Here is a 24,415-nt window from a genome sequence, read left to right as displayed (position 1 = left end):
CCCCGTTTAAGATAAACGGGGGTGTTTTCATGTCTCGTTCATGTCTTGGAAGTATTTCCGATTATAGAGCACGGCAGGGTGATTAGGCACGAATTCAGATGCTAACTCATTATGCTTGTTAGCTTCACCGTACTTTCCAAGACGGTCATAGCACAAGCAGAGCTGGATATGAGGCAGCCATGTATAGCAACTTCGGTCAATGAAGGGGCTTTTATTTTCGGGAATGGCAACTTGTGTCGCTAAATTGTACCAGAATATGGCGCGTTCATAATCATTTTGCTGCAGATAAATAGAGCCGAGCCGGCAGCAGTTTTCTCCTCTTGGGGTATCGTATTCAAACGATTTTAAGCAACTTTGGATGGCTGGAAGCCAATCTTTGGTCTGGAGAAGGCAATCGGAAATCTTTCCACATGCTTGAATATTATCCTCGCTCCAGCCCTTGCCCTCATCCAGGAACTTTTGATACCATTCTATGGCTCTTTCGTAGTGGCCGTGGTCCTTGCACTCATTTGCAAAATAATATTTGTCACGTGGTGTGAAAGGGTGGCCTGCTTCGAGTGCTTTTTCATAGATCTTCAAATTCCGGTCGCTATGGACCTTTTCCTTTTTATGAACAATCGCAATATCCGATTGAAAAATATTCCCCTTCACATCGAGGTATTCATGAACGAATCCAATCCACCGGAAGTTCTTTTCTCGTTTTATGAGCCGGTTCCGACGCGAGCTGAAGCTAGGATTGCCATGCTCATCAAATGAGAGATGATAGAACATCATGACGGAGTCAACATAACTAGGAAGCGTTTCTTTGAGCGTTAATAACTTTTGCTTATTTTCCATTGTTAAAATGTCATCTGCGTCGAGCCATAGAATATAGTCCTTTGTCGCTTTCGAAAAAGCAAAATTCCTCGCTGCGGCAAAATCATCAATCCATTCAAAATCATACACATGATCTGTGAAAGTGGTAGCGATTTGTTTCGTCTGGTCTGCAGACCCTGTATCGATGATGATTATTTCATCTGCCACTTCACCTACGGAAGTAAGACAGGCAGCAAGCGTGTCTTCTTCATTCTTTACTATCATGCAAAGACTAATCGAGATAGCCATTTTTTCACCTCCGCTACCAGCATATTAATGACTACTCGTATGGGTGTTACGCGGTAAGGTAAAAGGGCATGGGTTTCCCCATTTATAACCTTTGAAAGGTATCCAATGAAAGAGTCATCCCCAATCTATCCACAAAACGTACAGGTTGAGCTCATATTAGAAGGGGATGTGCACAATTTTCGGCCTATAGATTCTTGAAATGTGATACAGATATTGAAATTTGTGGATAAGTGTACTGTTTTAAAAAAATTCCGACGTCATTTGGTGTGGATAACCAAGGAATGTGGATAACTGAACCGGTATCCAGGATTGTTTTCCACAATTCATCCACATCCTAACACCATTCCTTAATTGAATGGTGGATAACCGGTCTTTAATCATTCATGAACTTATTTTTGTAGTGACTTAATGTTAATAAGGGATAAATATAACGATAACTGTGATAATGAATATACAAAAAGTTGGCCATTGCTTGGCCTGCTGGATACTCATTGGCCCAGCACTCTTTTGACCCTTCACGAATGAGATAGGTTATTCCCTTCTTGATTTCAGGTGTTGGCTCTTCTGAAGTGGATATCAGGGCGTCCACTGCCCAGGCCGTATGGGTCAGAGTACTGGTACCGAGTGGAACATATTTTTCTTTTATATCGCTATAGCAAGACTCCCCCCAACCACCATCTTTATTTTGGATTTTCTTCAACCAGCCCACAGATTGCTTTATGGCAGGATGGTCTGAAGAGTGTCCGGCCGCCTTTAGTCCTGTCAAAGCAGACCAAGTCCCATAAAGATAGCAAATTCCCCAGCGTCCATACCATGATCCATCCGGTTCTTGATTATCCAATAGCCAATTGACGGCTTTTTTGCTGACTTTTTCAGGTTTCTTCATATTTGTATAGTTACCTAAGAATTCGAGTGCCCTCCCTGTTAGATCGGGGGTGGAGGGGTCCGTTAACAGGTATTTCGATCCTTCGAAAGGAACAAGGTGGAGCCATTGATGATCATTATTCCGTTCGAATGAAGGGAATCCCCCATCATCATTTTGCATGGAAATCATGAAAGCAACTCCGCGTTGCCAGCTGTCCTGATTCGTTGGATTGTGCTTTAATTCATATGCCAATGCGCGCAACGAGGCACTCGTATCATCGACATCGGGGTTCATGGTATTCAAATCGGAAAATCCCCAACCGCCAGGAACAGCTTTTGGGTTATGGATCCGCCAATCGCCAAAGATATGATGCTGACGGCTAAGCAAATATTGATTAGCAGCCTTCACCGTTTGGTCTTTTGAAGATACGCCAGCTTCCTGTAAAGCATAGCTAATCAATGAGGTGTTCCATACATGAGGCGTAGTGAACTGGATATGGGTATGGCCATCGATTGAACAGGCCATGCCCTTCAAGCCGTCAACAGCTTTCAGGATGACGGGGTCATCTTTTGAATAGCCGACTGATAGCAAGGCAAAAATCATGAAGAAGGTGGAGCCAAAATAATTATAGAGCGTTCCATCAGGCTCAAGGCGGTCAATCATAAAGCGCTTTGTTGTTTCAAGGGCTAGCGAATGAAGGTAATCGGGAAATCCAATCAAGGACTTAACGGCATTCTGCACGGTAGAGAAGAAGGACCGGTACTCATCAGTTCGATATTCTTCCCATACGTGTTCCTTTGATCGTTCCTCCCGGGTGTGATATAAATCTTTTAGATTAGGAGTGATGGGAGATTTGATCTGGAATTTTTTATGACCTAGAAGAAGTAGCGGAATCATGTTGACCCGTCCGAATACGGAGAGGTCATACATATTAACGGGAGAGACGGGCGGCAATAATATAACTTCAAGAGGCAACGGGAAGATGAGTGGCCATTTGTATTGGCCGGTGACGGTAAGCATCATTTTCGTTAACATTTTGGCTTTTTTGATTCCGCCATGGGCAAGGATGAATTGCTTCGCCTTTTTGATATGGGGATCTTGTTTTTTCCGGAGGCCACTATAGAGAAGCCCATAGTAAGCCTCGATGGTAACGGATAGGTTTCCGTCTTTTTCATCATGGAAGAGTTTCCACGAACCATTTTCCGTCTGTCTGCTTTCAATCCTGTTCACCAATGCCTCTATAAGCGGTTCGTCCTCTATTTGCAGTATTTTCAGTAAGATAATCATATAGGCATCCGCCGTAATCCCGGTGTCAAACGGATAATTCCACGATCCATCCGAAGACTGATCTTGCTTTAACCGGTTAACAAGGCGGTTGATTTCCGTATATACATGCTCGCTCAAAGACTTTCCCCCTTTCTAGTCATCCTTTTAAATATATTCACCCACCCCTGTTCCATTCCAAAAGAAACGAAAACACGCCTGAGCACTAATGCTCAGGCGTGTTTTCGTTTCGGGTTCTCAGTCTATTTTACCGGTAAGGGTGGTTGTTTCATGTAACGGTAAATCGGAAGTTCATCGCCTTTGGCCGCAGGGATGAAATTGAAGGTCACGTAACTGTCGATGCCTTCGGGCTCAAGGGTTAGGGCAATGAAGTTGGCATCAGGCTGGGACATATTGAATACATAGCTACCTTTTGGGAAGCTTTGTTTCTTCGTATGGACGGAGGTCGTCACTTCTTTCGTTGCATGTCCATTTTCCAGTTCGTCGGAAACTTTCAAATCTGTTACTTTGTAGCTTTCAACCGGTATAGTGATGGACTTTTTAAGTGTATTCACTTGAACACCCAATCGCTCCAGTTTTTTTGCTACCTCTTTGTACTCGGCAGGGAGGATATAAGCCGTTGGACGATTTCTGACCAGTGTAGGGTAAGCGTCGGTCGAATCAAACCAATCGATGGACGTATCCACCTTTTTGGCTTTTTCCAGATCGATGACCGTTAGTTTTTGGTTCTTGATTCGTTTATTTTCACTTTTTATGACAACCTTATCATTGTCATTTGCTTTTGCGCCTTTTTTGACGACTTCACTTTCTGATTGGCGAACCACTTTTTTCACTTTGGTTGCCTGATCAGCCGTTGCTTTTATGAAGGCAGCCTGTGCTGTAGCTTGTGCATGCACACGTCGCGTGAAATCCGTCCGACCAATATTGATTCCGCGAGTTTCTATTAAATAAGACATCGTATTCTTCAAGCCTAAAGCGTTACGTCCAATCCGTGCCTCCGTGCTTCCTTCGGTGGCCGTCAGCACCCCATCTTCAGAGGTAGCGAGAGTATAGTAGTCCTTATAGGATAGCTTTTCTTTTTCCAATGTCTTAAAAACCTTCGGCAAAAGCAATTCATCGGATGCTTTTCGCAGCTGCTGCGGGATGTTTAGATTCTTTGCTGAAGAGATGAGCAAATCATATGAAGCGATTGCGCCGTTCTTGCCGACTTTTTTAAGCGGGGCAGGGTTGACCGTGTACTCATGTACGTCAAGAATGACCTCTGGTTCGTAAGCATTTATTGCCCGGTGGATTGTCTGGACTTCAGGATGCTCCACTTTTAAATAGTCCCGATTGGCATCCAAGTTAGTGGCCGTCGTACGTTTAAAGTAATAGGATCCATCCGGATTCACGCGTGGGACGATGGCGATATTCACTTTATCGAGGACATTGCCAAGCTTCCCTTCTGCTAACCATTGGGCAATGACTAAGGTGGATTCCCCGGCAGCGGGTTCATTGCCATGAATTTGTCCCTGAATCCAGATCAATGGTTTCTTTGAATTCTTTTGCAGTTTTTTTGAGTCCTTACTGAAAAGAAGCATGGGAATATCGCGACCTTCTGTGGATTGACCAATGCTCTTCATTTGAATATGCTTATTTTTATGGGTGAGACCTTCGATGAATGTGTTCATTTCTTCTTGACTGGTAAAAGCAAGTCGATCTTGTTGAAAGGCAGGCGTCTTGAATGAAGTGTCAGGTACAGGGAAGAGGTAGGAGAGATTATCAGGTTGAATGTAACTTGGCCCACTCCCATAGTAAGGAGTGAATTCTTCTGCTTGAGCGACGTTGCTATGGCTCGGCAATCCAGTGGCAAGGCTAAGAGAGATGACGGAAACTAAGGTAGGTACGATTTTTTTCACAGATAGTCCTCCTGGAAAAGTCATTTACCATAAATTAACATAATGTGCACGAGAAAAGTAGTCAAAGCTAACAATATGGTAAAAATGATTAATAGAACCTAAGTGTTTATGCCCATATATTATTTTAATGTGTTTTGTAACTGGCTTAAAAGGTCGTCTGGGTCGGCCCCAATAACCAATTCTCCATTAACCTTGGCGTAAGGAGATTTCTTGCAAAGCGCACATTCACTTAAACATTCATATTCTTTATACTGAATCCGGGGATTCTTTAAGAATTTTCCATAGGCCTCCGAAGTTTGTTCATTGAGGAAACGATCAAGATTATTTTGGCAAAATTCTATTTTGACATGTTCTTTTTTTGTGAAAAGTTTAGTTAGAAAGGTTTTCATCATATCGCTACTTTCGTTGAAGAGTAAATAGATGTTATTTCCATTTTATCATGTAGGAAGGGGGGTGCATAGGTAGAGCTGGACGAACTATCCTAAAGGATGAAAGGAATTCTCGGTAAAGAGTCATCCAGACAATTCCATTATACCCAAGTAATTAGATTTATTAAGTTGACACATAGCGGAGACATGGTAGAATGAAAAGGGAATAATGATAATGAATCTCATTATCATATTTAAGTGACAAACATCATTCTATCGTTCATTTGAAATGAATTTTCATTCAAGCATTAATACATAGTTTCAAATCAATCATATATCACTGTATATTTACTGAGATAGGAAGAGTAGGAAACGTAGATGAAGATTAGATATTTAGTTCTTATGTTAATCGTTTTATCCTTTACTTCTCTATTTATAGGTGTTAAGGATATTACGCCCTTGGATTTATTGGACTTAAGTGATGATAAAGTCCAAATTATGTTGCAAAGCCGTTTTCCTAGAATGGTAACCATTATTATAGCTGGTGTCGTCATGAGCATCAGTGGTCTTATCATGCAGCAATTGAGCAGGAACAAATTTGTATCACCTACAACTGCCGGTACGATGGATTCAGCAAGACTAGGTCTTCTTCTTGCTCTGATTATCTTCCCATCGGCAGCCCTTATCGAGAAAATGGCATTTGCCTTCATCTTCGCCTTGGCTGGTACTTTTCTATTCATGAAAATACTGGACAAAGTAAAATATAAGGATACTATTTTCATACCATTAGTGGGATTGATGTTTGGTAATATCGTTGGATCCATTTCAACTTTCTTTGCTTATAAGTATGATTTAATCCAAAGCCTCAACACTTGGATGAATGGGGATTTCTCGATGATCATGTCGGGTAGGTATGAATTGATATATGCTAGTATCCCGTTAGTCATCGTCGCATATATCTTTGCCAATAAATTCACGGTGGCAGGGATGGGGGAAGAGTTTGCCATCAATCTGGGCCTCAATTACAAATTTGTGGTCAACCTTGGATTGGTTATCGTGGCGCTTGCCTCCACGCTCGTTTTATTAACGGTAGGAACAATTCCTTTCATCGGGTTGATCGTACCTAATATTGTTTCCCTTTACCTTGGTGATAACTTGAAGAAGAGTCTTTCTCATACAGCATTGCTAGGGGCTGTTTTCCTATTAATCTGCGATATTTTGGGCCGGATCATCATTTATCCATTCGAGATTCCGATTGGCCTTGTGGTGGGAGTAATAGGAAGCGCCATATTTATCTATTTGATAATGAGGAGAAAGGCATATGAATAATAAGAATAAGATCATAATATTGGCGGTTCTTGCCGCCGTTTTAACAGCCTTTTACATCTTTTGGGACCTTGGCCCGAATTGGGATTATTCCCTTCCGAGGCGGGTCTGGAAAATTATCGCCATCATCGTAGTGGGGTGTGCGATTGCCTTCGCTACAGTGATATTCCAGACGGTCACTAATAATAAAATACTGACACCAAGCATCTTGGGATTAGATTCCATGTATATGCTCATCCAAACAGCGGTCATTTTCTTGCTTGGCTCGACGCATATCTTGATCACGAATAAAAACCTTAACTTCCTGGTAACGTTGGCCATCATGCTCATCTTTGCCAGTTTGCTTTTCAAATTCATGTTCAAGCAGAACCGGAACATTTATTTCCTACTGCTGATTGGAATCATCTTTGGAACATTATTCGGTAGTATGTCATCCTTCATGCAGGTGTTGATTGACCCGAATGAGTTCCAAATCATACAGAACAAAATGTTCGCGAGTTTCAATAATGTCAATACAGATCTTTTAATCTTGGCTATTGTACTCATGATCGCGGCTATCGCTTACTTCTTTAGATTCATGAAATATTTAGATGTCATGTCCCTTGGGCGGGATCAGGCCGTCAATTTGGGTGTGGATTATGATTACGTCACCAAACGAGTATTGATCGTTGTCACGATTCTCATCTCGATTTCAACGGCCCTGATCGGTCCCATTACATTCCTTGGTTTGCTGGTTGCCAATGTCGCGTATCAATTCATCAATTCCTATCAGCATAAAATCATCCTTCCGGGTGCGATGCTGATCAGTGTCATCGCCTTGGTCGGGGGCCAGTTCATTGTTGAGAGAATCTTTACCTTCTCGACTACATTAAGTGTCATCATCAACTTTATCGGCGGTGTATATTTCATCTATCTTCTATTAAAGGAGAATAAATCATGGTAGAAGTTAAAAAATTATTCAAACGATACAATAATAAAACGGTCGTCGAGGATGTCTCCTTGAAAATCCAAAAAGGAAAGATCACTTCTTTCATTGGACCCAATGGTGCAGGAAAAAGTACGGTCCTCTCCATGATAAGCCGGCTCATTGCCAAAGATTCAGGGGACGTCCTGATTGATGGAAAAGATATGAACAATTTCAAAAGTAACGAGCTTGCGAAGAAGATTGCCATTCTAAAGCAGGCCAACCACATTAACATTCGTTTAACCATTCGTGAACTCGTCGCTTTTGGCCGTTTTCCTTATTCACAAGGGAAACTGACGAAAGAGGATTGGGTATATGTCGATGAAGCGATTGAATATATGGAACTTGCCGATATGCAGGACAAGTTTCTAGACCAGCTTAGTGGTGGACAGCAACAACGGGCATTCATTGCCATGGTCATTGCTCAAAACACAGAATATGTGCTTCTTGACGAACCATTGAACAACTTGGACATGAAGCATTCCGTTCAAATCATGAAGGTTTTAAGAAGACTGACCGATGAATTGGGAAAAACGGTCATCATCGTCATCCATGATATTAATTTTGCTTCTTGTTACTCCGATTACATCGTTGCACTGAAGGATGGAAAGGTTGTCCATAATGGACCGACCGAACAGGTCATCAACTCCAATGTCTTAAAGGAAATATATGATATGGACATTGAAATCCAAAACATCAATGATAATAAGATTTGTGTGTACTTTACTTGAGTTAATCCGTTCATATGGATTTAAAATCACCTAGGATTCAAAGCTTGAACATACTTTAATCTCTATTTTTCAAACTGTTTCAGTAGGCAGGCGCCCAAGATATGGCTGGCTGAAAGGGGTTATAGAAGATATGGTTACAGAAGGCTAATGGTTTCAAAGGTGATTTCAAATATAAAATAACTTTCGAGGTGACTATCTAATGATGAAAAAATTATCTTTATTGCTTTTATTGGCAATGTTGGCAGTCGTAGCTGCAGCTTGTGGATCGAATGATGAAAAAGAAGAATCAAGTACAAAAAAAGATACAACATCAAGTGAAACAGCTAAAAGTGAAGAATTCACCGTTAAACACCAATTAGGCGAAACAAAAGTTAAAACGAACCCTGAAAAAGTTGTTGTATTCGATATGGGTGCCCTTGATACTCTGGATAAATTAGACGTAGAGGTAGCTGGTGTTCCTCAAGATGGCCTTCCTAAATACCTTTCTGACTACAAGGAAAGCACTGAAAATGTAGGTGGCTTGAAAGAACCTGACTTTGAAAAGATCAACGAAATGGCTCCTGACCTGATTCTGATCTCAGGTCGTCAATCAGAAGCATATGAAGAATTAAGTGAAATCGCCCCAACTGTATTCGTTGGTGTGGATACTACAAAATATATGGAATCATTTGAAGAAAACGTTACACTTCTAGGTAAGATCTTTGGTAAAGAAGACCAAGCAGCTAAAGAACTTGCAAGCGTTGAAGAAAATATTGATGCTTTGAAGGAAAAAGTTCCTGCTGATAAAAAAGGTTTAATCGTTCTTGCTAATGGTGGAAAAGTAAGTGCATACGGTCTTAACTCAAGATTCGGTATCATCCATGATGTATTCGGCGTTCCTGCTGTAGACGATAAATTAGAAGTATCAACACACGGTCAAAGCATTTCTTTCGAATATATTGCTGAAAAAAACCCGGACTACCTTTTCGTTATCGATAGAGATGCTGTAGTGGGTGATGGTGCTGCTGCGAAAGAAACTGTTGAAAATGACATTGTGAAGAACACAAACGCTTATAAAGATGGCCACATCGTTTATCTTGACCCTAACTACTGGTACTTATCAGGTGGCGGATTAGAATCCGTTAATGAAATGGTTAATGAAATCTCTGAAGGCCTTAAGTAATTCATGAATCCCGAAATGCCTGTTCCCACTTTATGTGAGAACAGGCATTTTTTTATTGGCTAACACAATCGCAGAGGTGGAAACATACCTTTAAGAAATCAACGAAACAGAGTGCGTAAAATTATTTTTCTTCCTATTATAATGCTCCTCACGGAGTGCTCATGAAAACGAGTAAGATGGTGTGTATCTTACAATAAATCGAAATGAAAAAAATCTCATGCAGGTTACAAAATTATTTTTTTATGGAGAATGAATCATTTTCGAGGACAATCCGTATATATTAAGGAATGTCTTAAGGGAAATTGGAGAACCAGGAAAGAAGGAGAATGGTGTCGATAGAAGACGATATCTTGTGGATAACATTAGCCCGCTCATAATCGTATGAGCCATCTCAAACCGTTACGAAGTGGGGGGAGGAGAAAGGGTTTTGGATCTTCATTGGGCGAAAACTACAGTTGGTTTCAAGATGTCGAATGATCGGACAAGAAAAAAAGGAATTATAGTAAAGGGATGACAAAATAAAAACGATGAATTTTCCAATAATTTTCGAAATGCCGTTTACATATTTTGTAAAGTTGTGGTCTTTTCGTAAGGAGTCGTTTATAATGGTAAAGGCTTAGGAGATTTGATATCGGGATGGAAATATCATTCGTCGTTGCCAGGAAACATGGGTTATATTTATTGGAATGTAATAGGAGCTTCCTATATATTTAAAGGTATAGGTATTGAAACTTTTTTGGATGGGGAATAATGACAGACGAGAAAAAACACGTGACATTTGAAAGTTTTGTGCATTCTTGACTATAGAAGCAAAAGAGTGCTATCATAAGGTTTGCGAATTTCCGTCTTCTGTAAGAAAGTAAAAGTTTACTATATACCACTAGTTTAATAGAGGTGAAAGCATGAAAAATTTCTTGAAAAAAGGCCAGCATTTATTTGTAAATAACATACTAGGCTTTTTTGTTGTAGCTATAGTCTTGTTTTGGATAAAGACCTACATTGGTTATCGAATGGAATTCAATTTAGGCCTAGAGAATGGATTACAACAATTCTTACTTTTCATTAACCCAGTTAGCTCAGCTATCTTGATTTTCGGCTTGGCATTATTGGTGAGAGGTAAAAAGTCGTTCAAATGGGTTATCAGGTTAAATCTATTGATGTCCTTATGGTTATTCTTTAATATTGTGTATTACCGTTCCTTTACGGACTTCATTACACTGCCAACCTTGACGCAAGTGCAAAATGCCGGAGATTTGGGACCGAGTGTTTTAGCATTATTTAAATCTTATGACGTATTTTATTTCCTAGATACGGTTCTTTTAATGGTTCTATATAAATTCAAAGACGTTAAATTGGAAAACGTTAAAGTTAAACGTCGTACAATAGCATTGGTCTACCTTACTGGACTTGTGATTTTCGCTATCAATTTGGGACTGGCTGAAAAAGACCGCCCCCAATTATTATCAAGAACATTTGATCGGAACTACATTGTTAAGTATCTTGGCATGTTCAACTATACTGTATACGATGCCGTTCAAAACACTAAAACGTACGCTCAGCGTGCAACGGCCAACAGCACGGATATTGCAGAAGTCGTCAACTATACAAAAGCGACAAGTGCAGAGCCGAATCCGGAATACTTCGGTAAAGCAAAAGGCAAAAACGTTATTTACTTGCATTTGGAATCAATGCAGAATTTCTTGATCGACTATAAGTTGAATGGAGAAGAGGTTACTCCTTTCCTAAATTCACTTGCACATAATGAGTCGGACTTCATGTATTTTGATAACTTCTTCCATCAGGTTGGTCAAGGAAAGACAGCGGATGCTGAATTCATGCTTGAGAACTCATTGTTCGGTTTACCACAGGGAGCAGCATTCACTACTCAATCGCAAAATACGTATCAAGCAGCACCGGCTATCCTAGGACAAAATGGATACACTTCCGCCGTGTTCCATGGTAACTATAAATCCTTCTGGAACCGGGATAAGATGTATAAGTCACTTGGATTCGATAATTTCTTTGATGCCGCACATTACAATATGGACAACAAAGATGAAGTATTGAGTTATGGATTAATGGATAAGCCTTTCTTTAAAGAATCGATTCCTATGTTAGAAACGCTTCAACAGCCTTTCTATACAAAGTTCATAACTGTATCCCATCATTTCCCTTATGCCATGGACCAAGAGAAAACAACAATCGAAAAACATACAACAGGGGATGCATCGGTTGATAGTTATTTCCAGACAGCTCGCTATGCTGACGAAGCCCTTAAAGAATTCTTCGATTATCTGAAGGAATCAGGTTTGTATGATAACTCTGTCATCATCATGTATGGTGATCATTACGGTATCTCGGAAAATCATACAGATGCGATGTCAAAAGTGCTTGATAAAGAAGTGGGCACGTTTGAAAATGCTCAGCTACAACGTGTACCATTATTAATTCACGTTCCAGGTGTTGAAGGTGGGGAAATGCACCAATACGGAGGTCAAATCGATCTTCTTCCAACCATGCTTCATTTACTCGGAATAGAATCCAATGATTATGTACAATTCGGTTCAGATCTATTGTCAAAAGATCATAATGAAATTGTACCTTTCCGTAATGGAGACTTCGTATCGCCAGAAGTTACTTCTATCAAAGGAAAATACTATGACTCGAAAACTGGGGAATTGGTCGAGGAAAATGAAGACATCCTCAACTCTAAATCGAGAGTGGAGACCATGCTCAATTTATCCGACAAAGTCGTGAACGGTGACTTGCTTCGTTTCTATTCACCGAAGGGCTTTGAACCAATCGACCCAGCAGATTACGATTATACGTACAAAGAAGATGAATCGAACCAGGTTGATTCGGATAAGAAATAATGAAAGAAAGCAGGGTGGGAAGCAAATGCTTCTCACCCTGCTTTTTTTTAGGTACGTTAAGACTTTGAAGTCATCATGGCAATGTACTTTTTGATTTCTTCGGGATTTCCGGCGTATTTTTCGGCACGCTGTTCATCTTTAAGTAGTTTATCTTTTGCCTTTTTTAAAATTTCCTCACCTTTTGACTGAGGGACGACGACTACTCCATCCATGTCCCCAATAACCAAGTCCCCGGGGTTTACGGTGACTCCACCACAGGAAATGGGCAAATTGGTCTCTCCCACTCCATATTTTCCACTTGAGGCAACGGTGGTGCCTTTGCTGAATACAGGAAAATCAAGTTCCTTAATAGCACCGAGATCACGTATCACTCCATCAACCACGAGTGCCCCAATTTGCATCGTCTTCATCAGGCCAATGACGAAGTCACCAGCAATGGCCCGGTATGTATCTCCTTTACTGTCGACCACCAATATATCCCCTGGACGTGCCTCGCCGATTGCTTTTAACACGGCTGAGTTATCACCAACGGGTAATTGAACCGTATATGCCCGGCCGGCAAACCTATACCCTTCCTTTAAGGGCTTAATGCCTGAATCTACGTTGTTCATGCCCTCCATTGCATCTGAAATGGCCGTGGTAGGAATCTCTTTGAATTGTTGAATTAAATGATCCATATTCTTCATCCTCCTCATTTTAAAAAGACACCTTCATTATACATGTTATTTTAATTTTCTGATAACTGTAGGTCTGAGAAGATTTCGCTAGTCGACCTGCTCACATTATTCCATTAGTAAAGCCCATCCTTATACAAGGATGGGCTTTATATATCAGTTGGAGACGAGTGATAATTGACCGTCTTCCATCTTATACACTTTATCGCAATATTGTAGCATGCGTTCATCATGGGTTACCATGATGGCTGCTTTCTTCCGTGACTTAACTTCTTTGGCGATAAGTTGGACGACTTCATGTCCTCGTTTGGAATCAAGGCTTGCAGTTGGTTCATCTGCAAGTATGATATTGGGTTGGTTCATGAAGGCTCTGGCGATGGCTGTCCGTTGGCGCTCTCCGCCTGATAACTCGTTTGGAAACTTACTCATTTTACTTCCTAGACCTAAGTCAGTGAGTAGACTTTTAGCAAATGCTTTATCTTGCTTTGTGATCTTGCCTGCCATTTTTTTCACGACAAGTAATTGGTCAAGTACCGTCAAATACGGTATGAGGTTCGATGTTTGTAAGATAAAACCGATATCGTTCAAACGGACATTGGCCAATTCTTTCGCATTGAGGCCACCTAGATCCTTACCATTCAGGCTGACTGCACCTGCAGAAGCTTGAAGGAGGGCTCCTGCTATGGAAAGGAAGGTACTTTTACCAGAACCGGATGGGCCAATGACGGCCACAAATTCCCCTTGTTCGACGGATAAAGAAACATCTTGAAGGGCCGCTATCTTATGGCCACCCTCTTCGTAAAATTTCGATACATGTTCAAGTTGTAATCCAGTCATTATTCTGCCCTCCCAATAGCTTGCAATGGATCGATTTTCGTGATTTTACGAACTGAAATCCATGAACTTACAACGGATATGATAAGTAAAATTATGCTGTAGATAATCACTAACTTCGTATCCAGTTCAAATGGCATGCCTGCTGGTAAGATAAGTGCCGTACCATATGTTAAGAGGATACCTACGATTATACTGATAAGTGATAATAGGAACACTTGGGAAACAATCGCTTTACCAAGGAACCCATTGCTTGCTCCAATCGCTTTCATGATGCCAAATTGGTTGGATTTTTGTAGCGTTAGTACATAGAAGAATACACCTAGGACGAAAGCTGAAATCGCAAGAAGGAAGACAAGCATCATAACGATTGTCCCATTTTCTTCCACGTAACCTGGCATACCTTGAACCGCTTGGGATTTAGTAACGATATCATAACCCTTGAATTCTTTATTTATGGAATCAACGTCAATATCTTTGCCTTGAAGCATAATGGCGTTAACAGGTTCATTGACTCCATTATCGGAACCAGGAGCCGCATAGTGAATGCTCCGCCACTTATCAAGTGTTGTAAAGACGGATGTCACATGGTTGTATGTTTGATTTTCTGTAAATCCAACAATCGTAACTTTCTCTGTCGTTCCTTCCAATTCCAAGGTATCGCCAAGCTTAAAGCCTTCTTCCTTGAATGAATCATTTACGACAACATCTTTGGGACGATCTTTAGATAGAGCATGTCCTTCGATGATTTCAGGCTCCAGGAAGCTACCGGGTTCTATCGCAAGCAAGGCGATATCCGTTTTTTCCTCCGTTGCGTCAGTATCCCCTTTTAAAACAGTTGCCATTGAATGTCCCATGGGAGATACAGCTTTGACTTCCGGGAATTCCTTTAGTTCATCTGCAAGATCTCCACTAAACATGGACCGTGTCATCGAGTTTCGGGATCCTTCTTCAAAGACTACATAATCGGCATCCATATTCTTGAAGGATGCGGCACTTAATGTAGAAAGTCCATTGCCAAGTCCTGAAAGGATGAAGACTAGCCAAGATATGAGCACTAGGATGATACCTATCATCATGAATCGGAATTTTCCGTGCTTGAGTTCCTTTAGTGCAAGATACATCGTAACACCTCTTTAGTTTTATAGTGATTAGTCAGTTATGACTATTACTCCTAAAGTATAGTACCGTCTGTATTAATAGTCAAATAGAAATTCCATGCAAACAAAAAACCCCACCGAGTAGGAAGTGCACGCTACTTGGCAAGGGTTTAGACTATCATGTACTTTTCAGTTCTTTCAGCTGATCCTTAAGTGTGAGTACGGTGTTTTTGATGAATTCCGTTTCTGCTTCAAGCATGGCAATCTTATGAGCTACGGCAAAATCGACGCCATGTCCTGAACCGTGTACGGGAGTCTTTTTTAACACGGTAATCAGTTTCGCATTCTCTGTGAGCTTGTTTTCAAGAGCTGGAATGACATTTTCCAAGGGGAGGTGATCAATGAACATCAGGCCGATATCCCCGCTGAACTTTACACTTTCCGCAGAGGAGAGGTTTTGAATGAGCAGCTCGTAGAAATATTGTTTTCCCTTTTCATTAATGGAATACACTTTACGAGGTGGTCTGTTGCCTTCTTGCTCAGTGTGTACCTCAATGTAGCCTTGTTTACTTAATTTATCTAATGTTGCATAAGCGGTTGGCTTCTTCATATCTGTAATGGTACTTAAGTTTCTTTCTATGAATTCATTAATTTGGTAGCCATGTTGACTCTGGGCCATAAGTAATCCAAGTAAAATAAGTGATCGCGTATCCATAATGGGGCCCCTTTCCGATGGTATCTACTCTTATAGTAGCATGTTTTACATCAAATCTATAGCAAGAGTTGGCTTGATAAACGGATGAAGCGAAGCCCATAGTCTTTTCTGAAAAGAGACCAATGGACGAAGCGGGTCTACCGGGGATTGCATCATTCGGTGTTTCTGCTTCGCTTTGTTAAACCCAGGCTTATGAGAAATTACATGTGTACTGTTTTCTAGCGGGTATAATGGGTATAGTAGTGGAAAGAAGAGAAGAAGAAGGAGGAAACGATACGTGATCATTGTATATATTAGTCTGGCCCTCTTTATTGGTTCGATTATTTATTTAGCATTTTTTGCTTTTAAGACATTTAAGGATTCTAAACCAACCATTGATAATGTAAATGAAACTGTTGCGCGCATGCAGGCGAAAACAGATCAGATTAAGTCGGAGACGGATCATCTTGCGGAGACACAGCAGGAAATCACAGAAGATGTTCAATATAAAAAAGAAGCGGTTCAGTATACGGTGGATGCCGCGAAACAAACACCACAACCATTTAAGAATATCTGGCATACTATTAAAGGCGAAAAAAGGACAATGACGAGCAGAAGAAATGGGTAAGAAACGTTTGACCCCCATTAAATCGAAATGATATAGTACAGGTAATTGAAATGTTTCTAGGGTTCCGCGGTCCAAGGCCGGACTGGACCGAGAGAGACGCGCAGAGAAAAACTCTGCGTACACGGAGGGATAAAAGCCCGGGAGGTTATGTTCGTGACCTCCCGGGCTTATTCTGTATTGGAGGAAAATAAGATGGCTTGGATTCAACTCGTTATTGCTGGGTTATTTGAAGTGGTTTGGGCTACAAGTTTGAAATATACGGAAGGCTTCACGAAATTATTTCCTTCTGTCATCACGATTGTAGGCATGATTATTAGTTTTTATTTTCTGTCCTCAGCAATAAAGACGCTACCGATGGGAACGGCGTATGCGATATGGACGGGAATTGGAGCAGTCGGCGCCGTATTGGTGGGCATCATTGCGTTTAACGAACCGAGGGATGCCATACGCCTGGTCTTCGTTGGTTGTATTGTCGTAGGGATTCTTGGGTTGAAAATCACTTCTTCTGAATAATTCCTTCCCTCCTTGCAAATAGTAAGGGAAACCATATGTGAGGAGGGAAAAAAATGAAAAAATACAAAGCGTTAGTGACAACCGCAATGGTGGCTTTATTCATTACAGGATGTTCCGCGAATGAAAATGAAGGAGCAAACGAAAACCTTGGGCTGAATCGGACCAATCAGGATAGAGATTTGAGTCAAACTGGTTATAATCCTACGACGGTGAACGATAGAACGGATACTAAAACTAATAATAATAATAATAATAATAACGACAACAACAACAACGCTGGTCAAGGTAACAATCAGATGAGGGTAACTGAGAATATTGCTGACCGAATCGAGGAATTGAAGCAAGTAAAAAGAGCAAGAGTTATCGTGATCGATAATGATGCATATGTGGGTGCCGTACTCAGAAAAGGGGAAGACTCCCTTACCACGGAAGTGAAAAACAAAATTGAAGGTGCTGTAAGAAACAGTGATACTTCCATCAATGATGTTCATGTATCGACCAACCCCGATTTTGTAAAGAGGATGGATCAATACGTGAAAGATGTTAAAAGTGGAAAACCGGTTGAAGGGTTTACAGATGAGTTTCAGAATCTTGTACACAGGGTTTTCCCTAGTTAAACTAGCATATATCCATTCATGATCAAGGCTTGTCCGATTGATTTTCAGCTGAAGAGCTTGAAGATAAAGCGGGTGAGCCTTTTTTTAGGTGTAGAAAATATGTTATTGGTAATATTTTGAAGTTTCACTCTTTATAATAGAAAGATTATTGTATAATTATGTAAAGGTTATGGAGGGAGTGGTAGGTATGGAAAAGACGTGGTGGAAAGAGTCGGTTGTTTATCAAGTGTACCCTCGTAGTTTTATGGATAGCAATGGAGATGGAATAGGTGACTTGAAAGGAATCTTACTCAAGCTTGATTACTTACAGGAGCTTGGTGTGGATGTAATTTGGCTTTCTCCCGTATACAAATCACCGAATGATGATAACGGGTATGATATTAGTGATTATCAGTCAATCATGACGGAATTCGGGACGATGGATGATTTTAATCGGCTTTTAAGTGCGGTCCATGAACGGGGAATGAAAATCATGATGGATCTCGTAGTGAATCATACGTCAGATGAACACCCATGGTTCCTGGCTTCTCGTTCCTCCGTGGATGACCCGAAGCGAGATTACTATATTTGGAGACCTGGTAAGGATGGAAAGGAACCGAATAATTGGGAGTCTGTCTTCAAAGGTTCAGCATGGAAATATGATGAGGGAACGGATGAATATTATCTACACTTATTTAGCCAAAAGCAGCCCGATTTGAATTGGGAGAACCCTCAACTTCGTGAGGAAATCTATAGCATGATGAAGTGGTGGCTGGATAAAGGGGTTGATGGATTCCGGATGGATGTCATTAACTTTCTATCGAAGGACCAGCGATACATGGATGGAAACATTTTGGATGGAAAACAGCACGGCGATGGAAGTCCCTATTTCCTGAATGGACCCAGAATTCATGAGTTCTTGCAGGAAGTCAATCAACGCGTCCTTTCTGATTATGATGTGATGACAGTTGGAGAAATGCCCGGTGTTTCACCAGATGACGCGGTACTCTACACAGGGGAGGATCGTGGGGAATTACATATGGTCTTCCAATTTGAACATATGGATATAGGGGGAGGACCGGAAGGAAAATGGAATAATGAAAAATGGGATCTGAGCGATTTAAAAGGGATTCTCTCAAAATGGCAATATGGGTTGGAAGAGGTAGGTTGGAACAGTTTGTACTGGAATAACCATGACCAGCCAAGAGTTGTATCAAGATTCGGAGATGATGGGGAGTATCGGGTGGAAAGTGCGAAGATGCTTGCTGCTTGTCTTCATATGTTAAAGGGGACACCCTATATCTACCAGGGGGAAGAGCTGGGAATGACCAATATCGCTTTTGAAAGCATAGAAGAGTATCGTGACATAGAAACGATGAATTCCTATGAAGAATTAGTGAATACGTATGGATGGTCAAAAGAAAAGATGATGGCTGCCATTCATGCACGTAGTCGAGATAATGCGCGAACACCCATGCAGTGGAATGATGGACGGAATGCGGGATTCACGACAGGAACTCCATGGATCGGCGTGAATGCCAACTACCCGGAAATCAATGCAGAGAAGGCCTATAATGATCATCAATCCATTTTTCATTTTTATAAAAAGCTCATTCAATTACGTAAACAACATGACATTATCGTATATGGTCGTTTTGATTTACTTTGTCCGGATGATGAACAGATTTTTGCCTATACGAGGACGCTAGGTGAGGAAAAGGTGCTTGTGCTATGCAACTTTAAGGGACAAGAAGCGACTTTGACGATACCGACGGCGTTACATTCATTAAAGGCTACCCTGTTGATCGGCAATTATGAGCAGGAGGAAAGCGACACGGTCTCCAGTGAACCGTTGCGTCCATATGAATGCCGTGTCTACCTTTTGAAATAAGAAAAGACCTGAACTTCTCTGTTGAAGAGAGATTCAGGTCCTTTTTTTTATTTCACTTTTAGATCACATTCCTCAAGGGGAATGATTTTGGATTTATGTTTAATTTTATATCCGAGCCAGAGAACGAAGAACAAAAGAAGACCAATGTAGGAAACAAACATGGAGTTCCAATCAATTCCGTCTGTGCTGAAAGCTTGATAGCCTTGTCCAAGGATGATGAAGAGGCAAAGGACAAGCGCAAAAACCGGACCGAACGGAAAGGTTCTTGAACGGTATGGGAGGTCATTTAAATCCAGACCTTGAGCGATATAAGCTTTTCGGAATCGATAGTGGGCAAGGGCAATCCCGACCCATGTGACGAAACCAGCCATGCCGGAAGCGTTCAGTAACCAAATATACACGACTCCATCCCCGAAGAAGGAAGCCAAGAAAGCAAGACATCCGACTAAAGAAGTCACGATAAGAGCATTTACAGGTACGCCTCTTTTATCAAGCTTGCCAAGGAACTTCGGTGCTTTTCCGTCACGTGCTAAATCCCATAGCATACGGGTTGAGGCATACATGCCAGAGTTACCAGCTGAAAGTACGGATGTTAAAATGACTGCGTTCATGACAGCAGCGGCAAAGGCAAGGCCTGCGCGTTCAAAAACAAGCGTAAATGGACTGACGGCAACATCTTCACTTAGTAAACGTGCATCCGTGAAAGGAATGATCATTCCTATGACAAAGATTGCTAGGATATAGAATAAGATAATGCGCCAAAAAACGGATTTGATCGCCCTAGGGATGTTTTTCTCAGGATCTTCACTTTCTCCAGCGGTTACTCCAAGCAATTCCGTTCCTTGGAAGGAGAAGCCAGCTGCCATGAAGACTCCTAGAATGGTAAAGAAGCCTCCATTAAATGGCCCATCACCCATGGTGAAATTAGAAAAACCAATCGGATCATTTCCGCCCATGATGCCAAAAATGATTAAAAAACCAGTAATTAAGAAGATAATGACGGTCACGATTTTAATCATTGCAAACCAATATTCGGCTTCGCCAAAGCCCTTAACGGACATATAGTTAATTAAGAACATGATGAGTAATGCAACGGCACTCCAAATGAATGATGGAGTATCCGGGAACCAAAATTTCATGATCAGGACAACGGCCGCCAATTCAGCTGCTATCGTGATGGCCCAGTTATACCAATAATTCCACCCAATCGCAAAACCGAAAGAGGGATCGACGAATTTGGATGCATAAACGCGGAACGAACCGGCAACTGGCATATAAGCAGCCATCTCGGCAAGGCTTGTCATTAAATAAAAAACCATGGCGCCAATTACCGCATAAGCAACTAATGCACCACCGGGGCCAGCCGTATGAATGGCACCACCACTCGCTAAAAATAGTCCGGTGCCGATTGTTCCACCTAGAGATATCATCATAAGGTGCCTAGCTTTCAGACTCCTTTTCAGTTCAGTAGGATTTGAATTTTGTTGTTGATTTTTCAATTGATGTTACACTCCTTTTTATGGGAAGGGGACGGAATATAAAAAAAACAGCAGTCGAAAAAGATCGACGGCTGTATATAGATACCCGTTTAATCCTTCCGAAGATAGCTCCCCACGTTTTATGAAAACGTGACAGTGATGTTCCTGTTCGAAAACATCGCCAGCCTAGAAATACAAGGAATATTTCTACACTTCGGCAACTTATCCTTTCAAACGGAGTCGTCAACTTTCCTGAATCTCGTCCGTGTTACTTTTATAAGCCGCAGCCTCTAACTCATCGGTAAATGAGGAAGTATTCAATTCGTACTGTTAATAACGCGAATTTTAAATGGTGACATACAGTTTGTGAGTCACTGAATGAAATTTGCTATATTAAAATTATAAAATATTCCTCTAGAGAGCGCAATGTTTATTTTTCAAGTATCTTTTTCCCTAATTAGACATGAATCAAACCATTTAGTGTTCAAATAGATAATATAGGTGAATAATAAAAACAAATAATTCTGATTATTATACACTTTTTCGCGTTATAAGGCTGAAACCTAGCTTTACATGTTTGATCGTGGCAGGATCCTCAAAAAGGTCAACAGCCATTCTCCCAATCGAATCCAAGGGTAGGGATATAGTCGAGATGTCCAGCATTTCGCTAATACTATCGTTATTGAAACCAAGGATGGCGACGTCTTCAGGTATCTTAACTCCCGCTTTTTGAGCGGAAATGATGAAGCCAGCTGCCGTATCATCGTTCGTTATAATGATGGCCTCTGGCTTATCCTGCATGGCGACCCATTCTTGAAAGGCCCTTTCTCCGTCTTTGATATAGTAACTGCCTTCAAACAGCCATTCCTCTTTACTTATAAAATGATGTTTTTTCATGCTATCTTCAAACGCCTTTATCCGAAGTGAACTATTCCTGCTCTTTTTTCGCCCAAGGCTGTAGCCTATTTTCTTATATCCCTTGTTTACCAAGTAGTCGAGGGCTGAGGAAAAGGCGGCATAATGGTCGATGCTGATCGAAGAAAATTCTGACTGCGATGTATCTTCACATAAGATAATCGGACCGTAGACATGATACTCCAAGAGCACTTTCATTTCTGAGATTCTAGAACAGACGATGATGCCATCGAGTTGCTTCATTTGTAACATTTTCAGTGCTTGGATTTCTTTCTCTCTTTCATATTGTGTTTGGAAGATGACAATATGGTAACCAAGGACATTTGCTTGTTTATTAATTCCCTGGATGATTGCTCCGTAATAGGGGTGATTGGTGTATGGAATGATGACGCCAATCAGATGAGTCTTGCCTTTCGTAAGATGGATGGCGTTGATATTTCTCGTATAGTTCAATTGCTCGATGGCCTTTAGTACACTCTTTCTCTTTTCCTCACTTACATAAGGATGGTTATTCATCACGCGAGATACGGTCGTAATCGATACACCTGCATATTCAGCGATTTTTTTTATGTTCGTCATTAGATCACCATTTTTCGTTTTTTACAGTCTACCCTATGAAACCCATTTCAGAGCAAGAGAACGAAAGCATAAAGGGGAAATGCCTTCATGCTGGGACTTGTTCTGGTATGGGTTTCATCCTTTAAGATTAATAAAAGTCTTGAAGGAGGGATGAAGATGTTAACGACTTTGCTTTGTTTGATCGTGCTTTGCGGGATTGAGTTGGGGTTAGCTTATCTAGCAGTAAAATCACAAAAATGATTTAAAGCTTTGCTTCATAATAAAAAACGGAAATCGCCCATGACCCGAGATGAAGAAGTAAGAGAATACCTAGAACAGGGGCAACAGAGAGTTTTACGCCAAAAAATAATAAGAAGAAAAAGATATAGATCCCAAAAAGGGTGAAAAACCAGCTGGTTGCCCGTGCTTTAGTTCGGATGAGGTCAAATCGTTCATCCAATCCCCGTCGCTTGGCAGCGGCACGGCGACCTCCCCTTAATCCAGCCAGCCCTCCGATGATGCCAAGGGTACTTCCTAAAAAAGCCCACCAGTTAAAATCCATTACATTTCCTCCTCCTCAAATAGAAATATATCCTCAATGGTCAAATCGAACACTTTTGCCAGTTTGTAAGCAAGCTTGATGGATGGATCGAATCTTCCGGATTCTATAGAAATAATCGTCTGCCGGGATACGCCCGTTAGTTCGGATAGCTTTTCTTGTGTAAGTTGATGAGACTTGCGCATATCCCGTAATTTGTTTTTCAACCCCTCAGGCTCCTTTCTTTAATGTAAAGCTCACTGTACGTAAAGTATACTTTACAAAAGTTGTTTTGTATATATTTTCCTGCATTAAATTTCTTCAGTCCAACATTTAAAAATTTGCACTTTTTACGAATAATTGTGTATAGTATAAAATAAGTTGTATAGAGGAAACATTCTAGCGCGTAGGACAAAATATAACGGATTTTTTTTGGCCTAAATCTTGCCCTTGGTAAACTTTTTTATATAGGGCTATAAAATGGAGGGGAATACATGAAGTTTTTGAAATGGGTTGGAAGCTTGCTTATGGCAGTGGTCATGATATCAGGATGTAGCAATGAACCATCGAATCACGTTCAAGGAAAGCTGAATGTAGTAGCTACGACGGGGATGATTGGGGACTTGGTCGAGAATATCGGCGGTGAACATGTGAAGGTCACAAGTTTAATGGGGCCGGGAGTCGACCCCCACCTATATAAGGCAACGCAGGGGGACGTGAAAACACTTGATTCAGCTGACATGATTTTTTATAACGGTGTGCACCTTGAAGGGAAAATGACGGATATCTTTGAAATGATGAGTAAGGAGAAACCGACGATTGCGGTGACGAAAGACTTTACGGGGGATCAGCTTCATAAGGTCAGTGAAACGGAACATGACCCGCATGTCTGGTTTGATGTAAAGCTTTGGATGGTGGCAGCGGAAGCCGTGAAGGAAGAGCTGATTGCAAATGACCCGGACCATGAAGCTAGTTATCTAGAAAATTATGAAGCCTATGTTATCCAGTTGAAGGAACTTGATGAATATGTCCATGAGGAGATAAATAAGATTCCGGAGAATCAGCGGGTCCTCGTCACGGCACATGATGCTTTTGGGTATTACGGCAAATCATATGGATTGGAAGTGAGAGGGCTTCAGGGGATGAATACTCTATCGGAATATGGTTCGAAGGATGTAACGGATATGCGTGAATATCTTGTGGAAAATGAAATCAAAGCCATTTTCGTGGAATCAAGCGTACCGAAAAAGGCTATCGAAGCGGTCATTCAGGGAGCTGAAAAGCAAGGCCATAGCGTGGAAATAGGCGGCGAGCTGTTCTCGGATGCAATGGGGGAAAAAGGCACGGAAGAAGGAACCTATATCGGAATGGTCCGGCATAATACCGATACGATCGTGAAGGCATTAAAATAGGAGGAAATG

At 41.2% G+C, this 24,415-nt stretch carries 23 protein-coding genes and 2 riboswitches; of the genes, 11 read left to right on the top strand and 12 right to left on the bottom strand.

The genetic code is table 11. The annotated features are described in order from the left end of the window. Nucleotides 1–27: 27 nt before the first annotated feature. From ACIQXQ_RS01025 to ACIQXQ_RS01010, 4 genes are all read right to left on the bottom strand, one after another. A complete protein-coding gene (locus tag ACIQXQ_RS01025; protein ID WP_402954439.1) occupies nucleotides 28–1,104 on the bottom strand; it encodes a tetratricopeptide repeat-containing glycosyltransferase family 2 protein in 1,077 nt (358 codons plus the stop codon). Nucleotides 1,105–1,477: 373 nt separating this feature from the next. Beyond that, nucleotides 1,478–3,373, bottom strand: coding sequence for a squalene--hopene cyclase (shc, locus tag ACIQXQ_RS01020; protein WP_402954436.1), 1,896 nt, complete (start codon nucleotides 3,371–3,373; stop codon nucleotides 1,478–1,480). A 122-nt stretch (nucleotides 3,374–3,495) separates the two neighbouring features. Next, nucleotides 3,496–5,151 (bottom strand): M14 family metallopeptidase, encoded by a 1,656-nt coding sequence (locus tag ACIQXQ_RS01015; RefSeq protein WP_402954433.1) that lies wholly within the window; start codon nucleotides 5,149–5,151, stop codon nucleotides 3,496–3,498. A 119-nt stretch (nucleotides 5,152–5,270) separates the two neighbouring features. After that, a complete protein-coding gene (locus tag ACIQXQ_RS01010; RefSeq protein ID WP_402954430.1) occupies nucleotides 5,271–5,540 on the bottom strand; it encodes a DUF1450 domain-containing protein in 270 nt (89 codons plus the stop codon). A 357-nt stretch (nucleotides 5,541–5,897) separates the two neighbouring features. On the opposite strand from ACIQXQ_RS01010, the gene ACIQXQ_RS01005 reads away from it, so the two are divergent. From ACIQXQ_RS01005 to ltaS, 5 genes are all read left to right on the top strand, one after another. After that, complete coding sequence (locus tag ACIQXQ_RS01005; protein WP_402870859.1) at nucleotides 5,898–6,848, top strand: ABC transporter permease; 951 nt, start codon at nucleotides 5,898–5,900, stop codon at nucleotides 6,846–6,848. Continuing rightward, on the top strand, nucleotides 6,841–7,788 hold the full coding sequence (locus ACIQXQ_RS01000; RefSeq protein WP_402954427.1) for an iron chelate uptake ABC transporter family permease subunit: 948 nt from the start codon (nucleotides 6,841–6,843) through the stop codon (nucleotides 7,786–7,788). Before ACIQXQ_RS01005 ends, ACIQXQ_RS01000 begins: the two co-directional genes overlap by 8 nt. Beyond that, a complete protein-coding gene (locus ACIQXQ_RS00995; RefSeq protein ID WP_402870864.1) occupies nucleotides 7,782–8,540 on the top strand; it encodes an iron ABC transporter ATP-binding protein in 759 nt (252 codons plus the stop codon). The genes ACIQXQ_RS01000 and ACIQXQ_RS00995 overlap by 7 nt, the downstream gene beginning before the upstream one ends. Before the next feature lie 202 nt (nucleotides 8,541–8,742). Continuing rightward, nucleotides 8,743–9,702: a siderophore ABC transporter substrate-binding protein gene (locus ACIQXQ_RS00990; protein WP_402955117.1), complete on the top strand. Its 960-nt coding sequence runs from the start codon at nucleotides 8,743–8,745 to the stop codon at nucleotides 9,700–9,702. 902 nt (nucleotides 9,703–10,604) lie between these two features. Further along, nucleotides 10,605–12,575, top strand: a complete 1,971-nt coding sequence (gene ltaS, locus ACIQXQ_RS00985) for a lipoteichoic acid synthase (protein ID WP_402954424.1) — start codon at nucleotides 10,605–10,607, stop codon at nucleotides 12,573–12,575. A 56-nt stretch (nucleotides 12,576–12,631) separates the two neighbouring features. On the opposite strand, the gene ACIQXQ_RS00980 is transcribed toward ltaS, so the two are convergent. The 4 genes from ACIQXQ_RS00980 to ACIQXQ_RS00965 form a co-directional block, all read right to left on the bottom strand. Beyond that, nucleotides 12,632–13,252, bottom strand: coding sequence for an RraA family protein (locus tag ACIQXQ_RS00980; RefSeq protein ID WP_402954421.1), 621 nt, complete (start codon nucleotides 13,250–13,252; stop codon nucleotides 12,632–12,634). Between the two features lie 153 nt (nucleotides 13,253–13,405). After that, nucleotides 13,406–14,086 (bottom strand): ABC transporter ATP-binding protein, encoded by a 681-nt coding sequence (locus tag ACIQXQ_RS00975; RefSeq protein WP_402870872.1) that lies wholly within the window; start codon nucleotides 14,084–14,086, stop codon nucleotides 13,406–13,408. Then, nucleotides 14,086–15,207, bottom strand: a complete 1,122-nt coding sequence (locus tag ACIQXQ_RS00970) for an ABC transporter permease (protein WP_402870875.1) — start codon at nucleotides 15,205–15,207, stop codon at nucleotides 14,086–14,088. Before ACIQXQ_RS00970 ends, ACIQXQ_RS00975 begins: the two co-directional genes overlap by 1 nt. 154 nt (nucleotides 15,208–15,361) lie before the next feature. Beyond that, entirely contained in the window at nucleotides 15,362–15,898 is a 537-nt protein-coding gene (locus ACIQXQ_RS00965) for a PadR family transcriptional regulator (protein ID WP_402870878.1), read from the bottom strand. 277 nt (nucleotides 15,899–16,175) lie between these two features. Here ACIQXQ_RS00965 and ACIQXQ_RS00960 point away from each other — a divergent pair, with 277 nt between their 5' ends. The 4 genes from ACIQXQ_RS00960 to ACIQXQ_RS00945 all read left to right on the top strand — a co-directional run bounded on the left by ACIQXQ_RS00960 (nucleotide 16,176) and on the right by ACIQXQ_RS00945 (nucleotide 19,505). Next, a complete protein-coding gene (locus tag ACIQXQ_RS00960; protein ID WP_402870881.1) occupies nucleotides 16,176–16,505 on the top strand; it encodes a DUF948 domain-containing protein in 330 nt (109 codons plus the stop codon). 45 nt (nucleotides 16,506–16,550) lie between these two features. After that, a riboswitch (guanidine-I (ykkC/yxkD leader) is annotated at nucleotides 16,551–16,651 on the top strand. A gap of 46 nt (nucleotides 16,652–16,697) precedes the next feature. Next, nucleotides 16,698–17,018 (top strand): quaternary ammonium compound efflux SMR transporter SugE, encoded by a 321-nt coding sequence (sugE, locus tag ACIQXQ_RS00955; RefSeq protein WP_402870883.1) that lies wholly within the window; start codon nucleotides 16,698–16,700, stop codon nucleotides 17,016–17,018. Between the two features lie 53 nt (nucleotides 17,019–17,071). Further along, the gene (locus ACIQXQ_RS00950; RefSeq protein WP_402954418.1) at nucleotides 17,072–17,635 is read left to right on the top strand and encodes a YhcN/YlaJ family sporulation lipoprotein; all 564 of its coding nucleotides are present in this window, start codon (nucleotides 17,072–17,074) and stop codon (nucleotides 17,633–17,635) included. A 187-nt stretch (nucleotides 17,636–17,822) separates the two neighbouring features. Further along, nucleotides 17,823–19,505 (top strand): glycoside hydrolase family 13 protein, encoded by a 1,683-nt coding sequence (locus tag ACIQXQ_RS00945; protein WP_402870888.1) that lies wholly within the window; start codon nucleotides 17,823–17,825, stop codon nucleotides 19,503–19,505. 47 nt (nucleotides 19,506–19,552) lie between these two features. On the opposite strand, the gene ACIQXQ_RS00940 is transcribed toward ACIQXQ_RS00945, so the two are convergent. Both ACIQXQ_RS00940 and ACIQXQ_RS00935 read right to left on the bottom strand, forming a co-directional pair. Further along, nucleotides 19,553–21,004 (bottom strand): amino acid permease, encoded by a 1,452-nt coding sequence (locus tag ACIQXQ_RS00940; RefSeq protein ID WP_402870890.1) that lies wholly within the window; start codon nucleotides 21,002–21,004, stop codon nucleotides 19,553–19,555. A 97-nt stretch (nucleotides 21,005–21,101) separates the two neighbouring features. After that, a riboswitch (Lysine riboswitch) is annotated at nucleotides 21,102–21,284 on the bottom strand. Between the two features lie 230 nt (nucleotides 21,285–21,514). Next, on the bottom strand, nucleotides 21,515–22,477 hold the full coding sequence (locus ACIQXQ_RS00935) for a LacI family DNA-binding transcriptional regulator (protein WP_402954415.1): 963 nt from the start codon (nucleotides 22,475–22,477) through the stop codon (nucleotides 21,515–21,517). Between the two features lie 87 nt (nucleotides 22,478–22,564). On the opposite strand from ACIQXQ_RS00935, the gene ACIQXQ_RS00930 reads away from it, so the two are divergent. Then, a complete protein-coding gene (locus ACIQXQ_RS00930; RefSeq protein WP_402954412.1) occupies nucleotides 22,565–22,717 on the top strand; it encodes a hypothetical protein in 153 nt (50 codons plus the stop codon). 1 nt (nucleotide 22,718) lies between these two features. Here the strand turns inward: ACIQXQ_RS00930 and ACIQXQ_RS00925 are convergent, their stop codons facing one another. Together ACIQXQ_RS00925 and ACIQXQ_RS00920 are read right to left on the bottom strand one after the other, a co-directional pair. Next, nucleotides 22,719–23,018 (bottom strand): hypothetical protein, encoded by a 300-nt coding sequence (locus ACIQXQ_RS00925; RefSeq protein WP_402870897.1) that lies wholly within the window; start codon nucleotides 23,016–23,018, stop codon nucleotides 22,719–22,721. Continuing rightward, the gene (locus ACIQXQ_RS00920) at nucleotides 23,018–23,221 is read right to left on the bottom strand and encodes a helix-turn-helix transcriptional regulator (RefSeq protein WP_402954408.1); all 204 of its coding nucleotides are present in this window, start codon (nucleotides 23,219–23,221) and stop codon (nucleotides 23,018–23,020) included. Before ACIQXQ_RS00920 ends, ACIQXQ_RS00925 begins: the two co-directional genes overlap by 1 nt. Before the next feature lie 267 nt (nucleotides 23,222–23,488). On the opposite strand from ACIQXQ_RS00920, the gene ACIQXQ_RS00915 reads away from it, so the two are divergent. Further along, on the top strand, nucleotides 23,489–24,406 hold the full coding sequence (locus ACIQXQ_RS00915) for a metal ABC transporter solute-binding protein, Zn/Mn family (protein WP_402870902.1): 918 nt from the start codon (nucleotides 23,489–23,491) through the stop codon (nucleotides 24,404–24,406). Nucleotides 24,407–24,415: the final 9 nt, after the last annotated feature.

The organism is Peribacillus sp. NPDC097198 (assembly GCF_044762055.1).
GTDB lineage: Bacteria > Bacillota > Bacilli > Bacillales > DSM-1321 > Peribacillus.
The sequence above is the reverse complement of the archived record's forward strand: the minus strand, read 5'-3'. Positions and strand labels throughout refer to the sequence as shown.

Bases quoted from the DNA above. Each gene is read 5' to 3' on its own strand.
- ACIQXQ_RS00970 (WP_402870875.1), bottom strand. From the start codon at position 15,207: ATGTATCTTGCACTAAAGGAACTCAAGCACGGAAAATTCCGATTCATG.
- ACIQXQ_RS00975 (WP_402870872.1), bottom strand. From the start codon at position 14,086: ATGACTGGATTACAACTTGAACATGTATCGAAATTTTACGAAGAGGGT.
- ACIQXQ_RS01005 (WP_402870859.1), top strand. From the start codon at position 5,898: ATGAAGATTAGATATTTAGTTCTTATGTTAATCGTTTTATCCTTTACT.
- ACIQXQ_RS00965 (WP_402870878.1), bottom strand. From the start codon at position 15,898: ATGGATACGCGATCACTTATTTTACTTGGATTACTTATGGCCCAGAGT.
- ACIQXQ_RS00925 (WP_402870897.1), bottom strand. From the start codon at position 23,018: ATGGATTTTAACTGGTGGGCTTTTTTAGGAAGTACCCTTGGCATCATC.
- ACIQXQ_RS00995 (WP_402870864.1), top strand. From the start codon at position 7,782: ATGGTAGAAGTTAAAAAATTATTCAAACGATACAATAATAAAACGGTC.
- ACIQXQ_RS00980 (WP_402954421.1), bottom strand. From the start codon at position 13,252: ATGGATCATTTAATTCAACAATTCAAAGAGATTCCTACCACGGCCATT.
- ACIQXQ_RS00935 (WP_402954415.1), bottom strand. From the start codon at position 22,477: ATGACGAACATAAAAAAAATCGCTGAATATGCAGGTGTATCGATTACG.
- ACIQXQ_RS00945 (WP_402870888.1), top strand. From the start codon at position 17,823: ATGGAAAAGACGTGGTGGAAAGAGTCGGTTGTTTATCAAGTGTACCCT.
- sugE (WP_402870883.1), top strand. From the start codon at position 16,698: ATGGCTTGGATTCAACTCGTTATTGCTGGGTTATTTGAAGTGGTTTGG.
- ACIQXQ_RS00915 (WP_402870902.1), top strand. From the start codon at position 23,489: ATGAAGTTTTTGAAATGGGTTGGAAGCTTGCTTATGGCAGTGGTCATG.
- ACIQXQ_RS01025 (WP_402954439.1), bottom strand. From the start codon at position 1,104: ATGGCTATCTCGATTAGTCTTTGCATGATAGTAAAGAATGAAGAAGAC.
- ACIQXQ_RS00930 (WP_402954412.1), top strand. From the start codon at position 22,565: ATGCTGGGACTTGTTCTGGTATGGGTTTCATCCTTTAAGATTAATAAA.
- ACIQXQ_RS01010 (WP_402954430.1), bottom strand. From the start codon at position 5,540: ATGAAAACCTTTCTAACTAAACTTTTCACAAAAAAAGAACATGTCAAA.
- ltaS (WP_402954424.1), top strand. From the start codon at position 10,605: ATGAAAAATTTCTTGAAAAAAGGCCAGCATTTATTTGTAAATAACATA.
- ACIQXQ_RS01000 (WP_402954427.1), top strand. From the start codon at position 6,841: ATGAATAATAAGAATAAGATCATAATATTGGCGGTTCTTGCCGCCGTT.
- ACIQXQ_RS00990 (WP_402955117.1), top strand. From the start codon at position 8,743: ATGAAAAAATTATCTTTATTGCTTTTATTGGCAATGTTGGCAGTCGTA.
- ACIQXQ_RS00950 (WP_402954418.1), top strand. From the start codon at position 17,072: ATGAAAAAATACAAAGCGTTAGTGACAACCGCAATGGTGGCTTTATTC.